Genomic DNA, 9447 nt, shown 5'->3' on the forward strand with positions numbered 1-9447 from the left:
ACTACAAAAAAGGAGATAAAAATGCGTTTATTCCATTCATCCGTTATATCAAAAGAGATTTTTTTGATTAATACAGCCCACCTGTACCGCTTTCAAGAGCTTTATTAACCTGAGGAGAAGTAGTCATTGCTGGAACACCTTCTTGAAAAGAATTTGTGCCACCAATCACTTGATAGATATCAGCAGGTCCAGTTCCTGGCTTAAATGCTTCTATAATGACATCTTGCTCTCCTCTTTCTGCAAGCATGCCTGTCTTACGATTAATTGGCATTAAAATCATACCCTCTGGCATTTTAAATGGCACATTTGGTTTTCCTTTCAGAGCGCCTTCCATAAATTCACCAAAAATAGGTGCAGCCAATGAACTGCCTGTGCCATTATATCCTAATGGTGCTGGTTGATCGTAACCAACAAAAACACCAACGACAAGATCAGGGGTAAATCCCATAAACCATACATCTTTAGAATCATTTGTGGTTCCTGTTTTAGCGGCAATATGGCGATTGAGATAACGTAAACGTGCCGCTGTACCGCGTTGAACAACCCCTTCCATCATTGATGTAATCTGATAAGCCGTCATAGGATCAAGAACTTGATCTCTTTCATCAATTAATTTTGGTTCATTTTGATTATCCCATGTCTGAACATTACAATTTTCACAGAGACGATCATCATGACGGTAAATTGTTTTTCCATAACGATCTTGAATTCTGTCTATGAGAGAAGGATGAATAGAGCGTCCTCCATTGGCTATCACTGAATAAGCTGTCACCATTCGTAAAACCGTTGTCTCCCCAGCTCCTAAGGCCATGGGGAGATAAGGTTGCAATTTATCGACAATGCCAAAACGCTCTGCATATTCAGAAACAAGAGGCATTCCCATATCATAGGCAAGGCGTATAGTCATAAGATTGCGGGAATGTTCAATGCCATAACGTAGTGTTGAAGGTCCTGCATATGTACCTCCATAATTTTTAGGCTGCCAAATCTCACCATTATATTGGCGAATTTCGATGGGGCCATCTAAAACAACGGATGCTGGTGTATATCCATTATCGAGCGCCGCTGCATACACAAAAGGTTTGAAAGCAGAACCAGGCTGACGATAAGCTTGTGTGGCGCGATTAAATTCAGATGCGGAAAAAGAAAATCCTCCCACCATTGCAAGAACACGCCCTGTCTCAGGTTCCATCGCAACAATGGCACCTTCAACTTTTGGAATTTGTTGTAATCGGTAAATATTGTTTGCATTGGGTATTTTTTCAACAAAAATAACATCGCCAACCTGCAGGACTTGCGATAGATTATGGGCAATCCTTCGATAGCCATTTTCTTTTACGACATTTAAAGCCCACTTTGAATCCTTCTCAGATAAAATAGCTGTTTCTCGTTTTTTTGATAATAAACCTGAATTTTCACGCTTGGGCTGTAAACCAATCTCTACTTTATTGGCATTAGCAGAAAGAACAACAGCCAAACGCCACTCAGGAACATCACTTAACCCCGTGATATTTGCAAGCTCTCCCCCCCAATCATCTTTCTTATCAATACGATCATAAGCTCCACGCCATCCTTGTGAATGATCAAATTTAATGAGCCCATTGTGTAAAGCTTTTCGAGCAAGAATTTGTAAATGAGGATCTAATGTTGTACGAATCGAAAGTCCACCCTCATAAAGTGTTTTTGCACCATAGCGACGCATTAAACGGCGGCGTACTTCTTCAGTAAAATAGTCAGCAGCAAAAACATAACTATCGCTACCGCGTAATCTCGCTCCTAAGAGCTTTGTTTTCGCTTTTTCTCCCTGTTCACGCGTGACATATCCATTTGTTACCATTCGATCTATAACCCAATTGCGCCGATTAATGGCACGCTGTGTATTTTTGAATGGATCATAATTTCCCGGACCTTTGGGAAGAGCAGCCAAATAAGCACATTCTTCTAACGTTAGATCATTGACGGATTTATTGAAATAAGTCAAAGCAGCAGCCGCAATACCATAAGTGCCACGACCAAGATAAATTTCGTTGAGATAAAGCTCAAGAATATGTTCTTTTGAATAGGTTTTTTCGATACGCATCGCTAGAATAGCTTCCTTTAACTTACGTTCTAATGTTGCTTCTGAATTTAAAAGAAAGTTTTTAGCGACTTGTTGTGTAATGGTTGATGCCCCTTCTGGGCGTTTCCCAGAACCAATATTACGAATATTGTTGACTAAAGCTCTAGAAAGTCCTTCGGGATCTAAGCCGAAATGATGATAAAAATTTTTGTCTTCAGCGGAAATAAAAGCCTCTTTAAGAATCTTTGGTATTGATTGAATCGGTAAATAGAGGCGATGCTTTGTTGCAAACTCTGCCATTAGGCTACCATCAGCAGCATGGACGCGTGTCATCACTGGTGGTTCATAGAGCGACAGAACTTCATAATCAGGAAGTATATTCGCCTGATCTGTTGCGAGTGCATCCTGTATCATTGCACAGCAAAACCCAAGAAGCATAACAAAACTCAGAAGGTATCTAAAAAAAATCATCATCAGAACGGTTATCCACTCCTTTAGAATTGATTAAAGAAAAATATGTTATCTTACTAACGCTGTGCGGATATCACCGCGCGATGGAAGATAAAGAAAAACTGTTTTTATCTTTTATTGTTTATACTAAACTCTATCAGAACCCGATACTGATACTTTATTTTCTCACCAATTTAAAGAGGTTGCATAATTTTCTGCTTATATTCAGCGAATTGGCGAATAGAATGCGCAATTGAGATAGCCATTTGTTTTCTCCATTGCGGATTGTTTAATAATTCTTCATCCTCTTTATTGGATAAATAACCAATTTCTATCAAAACAGAGGGGATGTCTGAAGCCCTTAAAACTTGAAAATCAGCATATCGATGAGGATTATTTATCAGATTGATATTACTTTTTGATAAATTTGAAACAACACTATTAGCAAAATTCACCGAAAATGCGTGCGTTTCACGTCGAGTAAGATCGAGCAAAATATCTGTAACTTCAAGCGATTCATCTACCGGTAAACCATCCAGAAGATCAACTCTATTTTCATTTTCAGCCAAGGATTTTGCAATTGCATCAGATGCTTTGTCTGATATGGTATAGACTGTAGCACCACGAAGAGAATGTAAATTAATAGTATCTGCATGAATAGATATAAAAAGATCGGCATCAAATTCTTGCGCTTTTTTAACTCTTTCACTTAATCTTAAAAAAATATTAGAATCGCGTGTTAAAGCTACGGTGATATGAGAATATTTTTTTAATTCATCTCGCAAGACACGAGCAAAGGCAAGTGTTACATCTTTTTCTAAAATCCCACTAATACCTCGCGCACCACCATCAATTCCACCGTGACCAGGATCAAGAACAACACGAAAATTACGTGTTGTTATTCGTTGTATTTTTGTATCAAGCTTGTTGCTTTCTTGTTTTTCAAATATTTCATTAAACTCTTCTTGTGTCGTTTTACGAATATCAATCAGGAGTTGCCATAAACCATTCTCTAATTTTTGGATTGTACTCTTTTCAACAACAAAAGCAATTTTACTCGTCAAAATAATGCGTGAAGTCCGTATATCAGAAAAACCATAACGAACATCTGATAACATACTTGATAGTGTATTCTGTTTTTTTAAAGGTGTATTTTGTCCTGAAAAATCAACAGTAGGCAAATTGATAATCAAACGGGCAGGCTTATCCAAAGTCTGTAAACGAACATTGGGTTCAGCATTAAAAACCGCAATAATACGTGTGCGTGCACTATCTCCAATAGTTCGCAAATCAACAAGTTTTAAAGCATTTGCCGCTTGGATATTTGTTTGAAATATTAAAAAAAAGAATACATAACATAGGACGTACAAAATAATATCCCAATAGGCTGCTTTTGGCTTTTTGGTAGAAACCCCTTTTATCATAAGTGAAATACTCTTAAATTCTCTATTAGCAACAATTGATCTCAACGGTATAAAAGCAATCTATCAGATTTATTTCATCTTTTTCAATAAATGCTGAATTCTCCAACTTTAAAAAATACCTCTAAAAATTAAATTAAGGCAATAAAGGCATTATAATGATATGTATTTACATTGTTACTTGCCAAAATCATGATATCAACATAAAAGAACATTTACGGCTTCCTAGCCAATAGTAACCACCTAAATAATCTGTAGTCCATATTAAGTTGTTTTTTAGAATATTTGTTACCACGTTATACATTCAGGCTTTTTATGGATGAAATTTTTTTGTGTCACAAAAGCTAGGATTACGTTATTTAGATTCGCTGGTTCGGACATCCGAACTATTTTAAAGATTATTTTACCGGAGACTTACAAAAATTATGAGTCATACAAAACAGAGGGAAATGATGATGAGAATTGCTGTAAATGCAGTCTTGCATCTCTATGGAGTATCCCGTTCTGTTTTACTGGTACCTCCCTTTTATGGCAGACAGCCCCTCACATTTGCGAATAGTCATACTGTTCGTTTGAATAAAGTTGCGCATGTCGCCTTCAGGATTTTAACTTATGTCAAACAAAATGCTTATAGATGCCTCCCATCCGGAGGAAACACGTGTTGTTGTTGTTCACGGCAACAAAATTGAGGAACTTGATTTTGAATCAGAACATAAAAAGCAGCTTAAGGGGAATATTTATCTGGCGCGTATTACACGTGTAGAGCCATCGCTCCAAGCAGCTTTTGTCGAATATGGTGGTAATCGCCATGGTTTTTTGACATTTTCTGAAATTCATCCTGATTATTATCAAATTCCTATTGCGGATCGTCTGGCTCTTCTTGAAGAAGAGGAACAAGCTGCTGTAGGAGACAATTATGTAGATGTTCCTACTGAAGAAACAAAAAAGAATAAAAGACGCTCCAGAAAAACAAAAAAAGATGAGCGTAATGATGTCATGGCAGCTGATGTTGAAAATGACATGAGATCTGAAGCAATAACCGTTGATGATGTAGAAGAATCTTTTAGTGCAAGTATTGCTCATGATGATATTGAAATGGTTGGCGCCGAGGATGTGCGTGAAGAACTCCCTACCTATCAACGAAAACAAGGACGTCAATATAAAATTCAAGAAGTAATAAAGCGACGTCAAATTTTGTTGGTACAAGTTATCAAAGAAGAACGTGGCAATAAAGGTGCTGCACTCACAACATATTTATCTCTAGCAGGTCGTTATTCTGTTCTCATGCCCAATACAGCACGTGGGGGTGGTATTTCACGAAAAATCACCAATCTACAAGATCGCAAGCGTCTTAAAGAAATTGTAAAAGAGTTAGCTGTTCCTAAAGGCATGGGCGTTATCCTACGAACAGCTGGAGCGAATAGAACAAAAGCCGAGATTAAACGCGATTATGAGTATCTTACCCGATTATGGGATACTATTCGCACTTTGACACTTAAATCCACGGCACCATGTCTTGTTCATGAAGAAAGTAATCTCATAAAGCGTTCTATACGAGACCTTTATAATAAAAATATTAATGAAATTCTTGTTTCAGGTGACCAAGGATATCGTGAAGCAAAAGATTTCATGCGTATGCTTATGCCAAGTCATGCAAAAGTTGTACAACCTTATCGCGATCCTATTCCAATTTTTACACGCAATAATATTGAAATTCAACTTGATAAAATGTTGCACCCACAAGTTTCTTTAAAATCTGGTGGTTATCTTGTTATTAATCAAACTGAAGCGCTTGTTGCTATTGATGTAAATTCTGGTCGTTCTACCAAAGAACTTTCTGTTGAGAAAACAGCATTACAAACCAACCTTGAAGCTGCAGAAGAAATAGCACGTCAATTACGTTTGCGTGATCTTGCTGGTTTGATTGTGATTGATTTTATAGACATGCTTGAAGAGCGCAATGTGAGACTGGTCGAAAAAAAATTGAAAGATTGCTTAAAAAGTGACCGTGCTCGTATTCAAGTTGGTCACATTTCACACTTTGGCCTTTTGGAAATGAGTCGTCAACGTATTCGCATATCAGTTTTAGAAAGCACAACACACCCTTGCCCGCATTGTGCTGGAACAGGAAATGTTCGTTCTGAATCATCAATAGCTTTACATGTCATGCGCTCAATTGAAGAATATCTTCTTCACAATCCGCAACATAACATTACTGTACGCACGCCCGTAACAACAGCGCTTTATGTATTAAATCATAAACGCAATATTCTTGTTAATCTAGAAGCGCGCTTTAAACTTAATATTAGTATTGAAGCAGATGATAGCATTGGAACGCAACATCTCATTATTTCTAAGGGTGCAATAGCGGAAGCAGTTTCTCAGACTCCATTGCTCTTTGAAGATAACAATAAAGAAGAAATTGCAGATGAACTCTTAAGAGAGAATCCTGTTACAGAAGACAGAACACTTGTTGAAACAAAGCAGAAACGTCAGCGTAAAAATCGTCAAAGTGAAGTTCATGACAATTCTCTTTCCACCGTTCATAAAAAAGATGATACACTAAATGATGATACTCGTCGTCGGGGACGTCGGCGGGGACGTCGTGGGGGGCGCCATCATCAGGATAATAGTTCTTATCAGCCTCGTACTCCTTATGCAGAACCGGTAGGAGATTTTGCTAAACAGGCCTTAGAAGAAATCAAAACAGCCTATCGCAAACGTCGTATTCCAGCTGCAAAATCTGCTCCATTAGAAGAAGCAAAAAACGATACACAACACTTGAATATACAACAAGATGATATTGTAAAAGTTGATACGATTACTAAACCTAAAAAGCATAAAGCACGTTCGTCAAAAACAGTGCAAAATCAGCAAGATATTGGAAACGACCAAAATGTAATAGTAGCAGAATCTTTAGAAGGAAAATCTATAACTGCTCCAAAACATAAAGTTAAAACAAAAAAAATGGATCAAACTGCGCATGACACCGCGGAAGAAACACCTGAAAATAGCAAAAAACGAATACGTAAAACGCGTAAAAAATCACTCTCTAAAGAATTAACAACACAAGAACCATCAGAACAAAAAACTGTAAGTGAGGAAACTACCAAATCAGCTTCCTCCAGAGTTGAGAAGAACATCAATACCCCTGTTGTTATATCATCAACACCTGATGGCTCTCCCAAGACTGAGCGCACTGGTTGGTGGAAACGTAGAAATCTTTCTAAAAATTAAATATAAGAAAACCGCCGTAAATATTTTACGGCGGTTTCAATAAGTAAACATAGCGAAAAATATTCAAAGAATACTTTACTTATGTCGTATATTAATTAGTTCTGTTTAGCTTTCTCTTGCTCAGCGCGCATACGATCTTCAATCTCTTTTTGCTTTGATTGAATGGCTTGTTGCAACTTTATTTGTTCTTGTTGAAAATCTTTTTCCTCCATACCAGGACCTGTGTACGCAGCTGTGAATCCATTAAGAGAAAATTCAATAGGATTAGCTGAACCACGAAAATTAATTGTAGTTACAACCATTTTTGAACCACTTTTCATAGCAGTAATAAGCTTATCATCTAACACATCATTGGCAATACAACTAGGCCCGTTACAAATAATATAAGGAACTTTTTTAGAGAAATTATCTCCTATTTGAATAAGAACACCTTCTGGCAAAAAACGACCTGTAGGTACTTGAATACCTATACGTTTTTCATTTTGTTTTCCTTTTATTTCAACAAGATTAAAGGCTGTTAAAGGCTGTCCCGTATTTGATACAACAGTGTTCATTGTATTACAAACATCAACATCATGCTGCTTACTGCAAACCTTATACCAACCTTGAGATAAAGTCTGCGCCCCTGCAGAAGTATGAATTGTAAAAAAAAGGGCAACAGCTCCCGCTAACCCTGAAATAACAGAATAAATATTTTTATGCGACATGATTAAGTCAATCCTTTCAACGCGCTTTTATAATATCCCCAACAACAGGAATATTAAATATAATTTCAATCAAGTGTATTAAATTAAACCAATGAAATGACACCCTCTCTTTACGCTTCTTACTTCAATATAAAGAGAAAAGTCAAATTTGGAGGAAACACTACAATTTGCCAGCTAAATTCTTATGCATTCTTATACAGTTTTCTCCTTTTATGGCATTAGGATTTATGAAATTAATATATAAAATATCTTACTGTCACGAAATGAGATAAAATTGCATAAACGAATCATTATTACAATATAGTCGTAATTAAATTCTTATGTTACTCTATAGATTCTATTATGTAAATTTTTTTATATTTATACTTCTTCTTTTAAAAATATAAAACTCTCGCGACAGATGTTACAAGACATGGAGCTCCTAAATTATTGGAATAATTTGAACATTTTTCTTATGTATTTTCTGATGCAAATCGAAAAGGTAAAATTATTACAGTGTTGTTGGAACATTTGATGGATTAAATCCCTTCATCATTCCTAATTTTAATACAACTGCAAGAGGACTTCTCTCTGATGAACAATTTTCTGGTCTTGTTTATGAAACAATGAGGGTAGTCTCTGGCCCACCATTGCATTTTATATGATAAATAAGTTGTTGATTTATCATATTCTTTTAGGGTTAGGGAGGTTAGAATATAAAGTGAAGGAATAGCATATTCCCAATATGCTTCTATAAAGGATATCCTTTTTATCAACTTTTTCTTGTAATTCTTTGAATTATATTAAATCTCTCTATAAAAATTGTGCAGTGTTCTAAAAAAACATGCTAAAAAATTTTACAATTAAAATAATTAGAAGATTTTATGGCAAAAGCTTTGCGAAAAGTTGTACCTTAATCTAAGTTGTATGGTTTTATGATTTTATCTTTTATTCCAATAAATATAGCTTTTTTGCTAAACTCTAGACAAAATAAAAATACTAAAGGTATAGCTATTTTCTTTGCAAGATTTAATGAGTGTCTAGAATGATGAATATGGAAATTTGCTATAGATATTATGTTACTTACTCTTTACTTTTGAAAAGTGATCACATTAAGCTAAGATTAGCAATGTAGCAATTCATTCAGAGGAAGATAAGGCACCACTGAAGAGTTCATTTGATTAAGAATCAACTTAGTACTCTTTTCAAAAAGAGCAATATTCTAGAATTTACTTCGATTAGTATTCAAGCAATTTTATTTAAAAACGTTTAAAAATTAATTTAAATGATTGACCTTTTGCAAGAACTTTGTAAAAAGCTATATCTGTTTTGGAGGGGTGGCCGAGCGGTTTAAGGCACCGGTCTTGAAAACCGGCGTGCAGGAGACTGTACCGTGGGTTCGAATCCCACCCCCTCCGCCACAGCACTTTTATCATTGTAGCTTGCCAGCAGTGTAGCTTGCCAGCAGTGTAGCTTGCCAGCAGGTTTTGTATATTTTGACACCAGGTTTTGTACCAATTTATTTTCTTTTAAAGGGTTTTTAAGGTGTTTTCAAAGGGTCTTCAAAGACCTTTCAAAGGGTATTTAAAACCTC

The 9447-nt window shown here is 36.1% G+C and carries 4 protein-coding genes and 1 tRNA gene; 2 read left to right on the forward strand and 3 right to left on the reverse strand.

Going from position 1 to position 9447, the window contains the following annotated elements; genetic code table 11:
- Positions 1-67: 67 nt before the first annotated feature.
- A complete protein-coding gene (locus PVV68_RS06595; RefSeq protein WP_404978437.1) occupies positions 68-2533 on the reverse strand; it encodes a penicillin-binding protein 1A in 2466 nt (821 codons plus the stop codon).
- Positions 2534-2703: 170 nt separating this feature from the next.
- A complete protein-coding gene (locus PVV68_RS06600; RefSeq protein WP_273721263.1) occupies positions 2704-3933 on the reverse strand; it encodes an N-acetylmuramoyl-L-alanine amidase in 1230 nt (409 codons plus the stop codon).
- 609 nt (positions 3934-4542) lie between these two features.
- Here PVV68_RS06600 and PVV68_RS06605 point away from each other — a divergent pair.
- Positions 4543-7167 carry a ribonuclease E/G gene (locus PVV68_RS06605; RefSeq protein WP_273721265.1) on the forward strand — a complete coding sequence of 875 codons (2625 nt, stop codon included), beginning with the start codon at positions 4543-4545 and terminating at the stop codon, positions 7165-7167.
- A 95-nt stretch (positions 7168-7262) separates the two neighbouring features.
- Here PVV68_RS06605 and PVV68_RS06610 read toward each other — a convergent pair whose 3' ends face one another.
- A complete protein-coding gene (locus PVV68_RS06610; protein WP_273721266.1) occupies positions 7263-7874 on the reverse strand; it encodes an invasion associated locus B family protein in 612 nt (203 codons plus the stop codon).
- Between the two features lie 1310 nt (positions 7875-9184).
- Here PVV68_RS06610 and PVV68_RS06615 point away from each other — a divergent pair.
- Positions 9185-9274 (forward strand) — tRNA-Ser (locus PVV68_RS06615).
- Positions 9275-9447: the final 173 nt, after the last annotated feature.

The sequence above is a fragment of the Bartonella sp. ML69XJBT genome (assembly GCF_028618515.1).
GTDB lineage: Bacteria > Pseudomonadota > Alphaproteobacteria > Rhizobiales > Rhizobiaceae > Bartonella.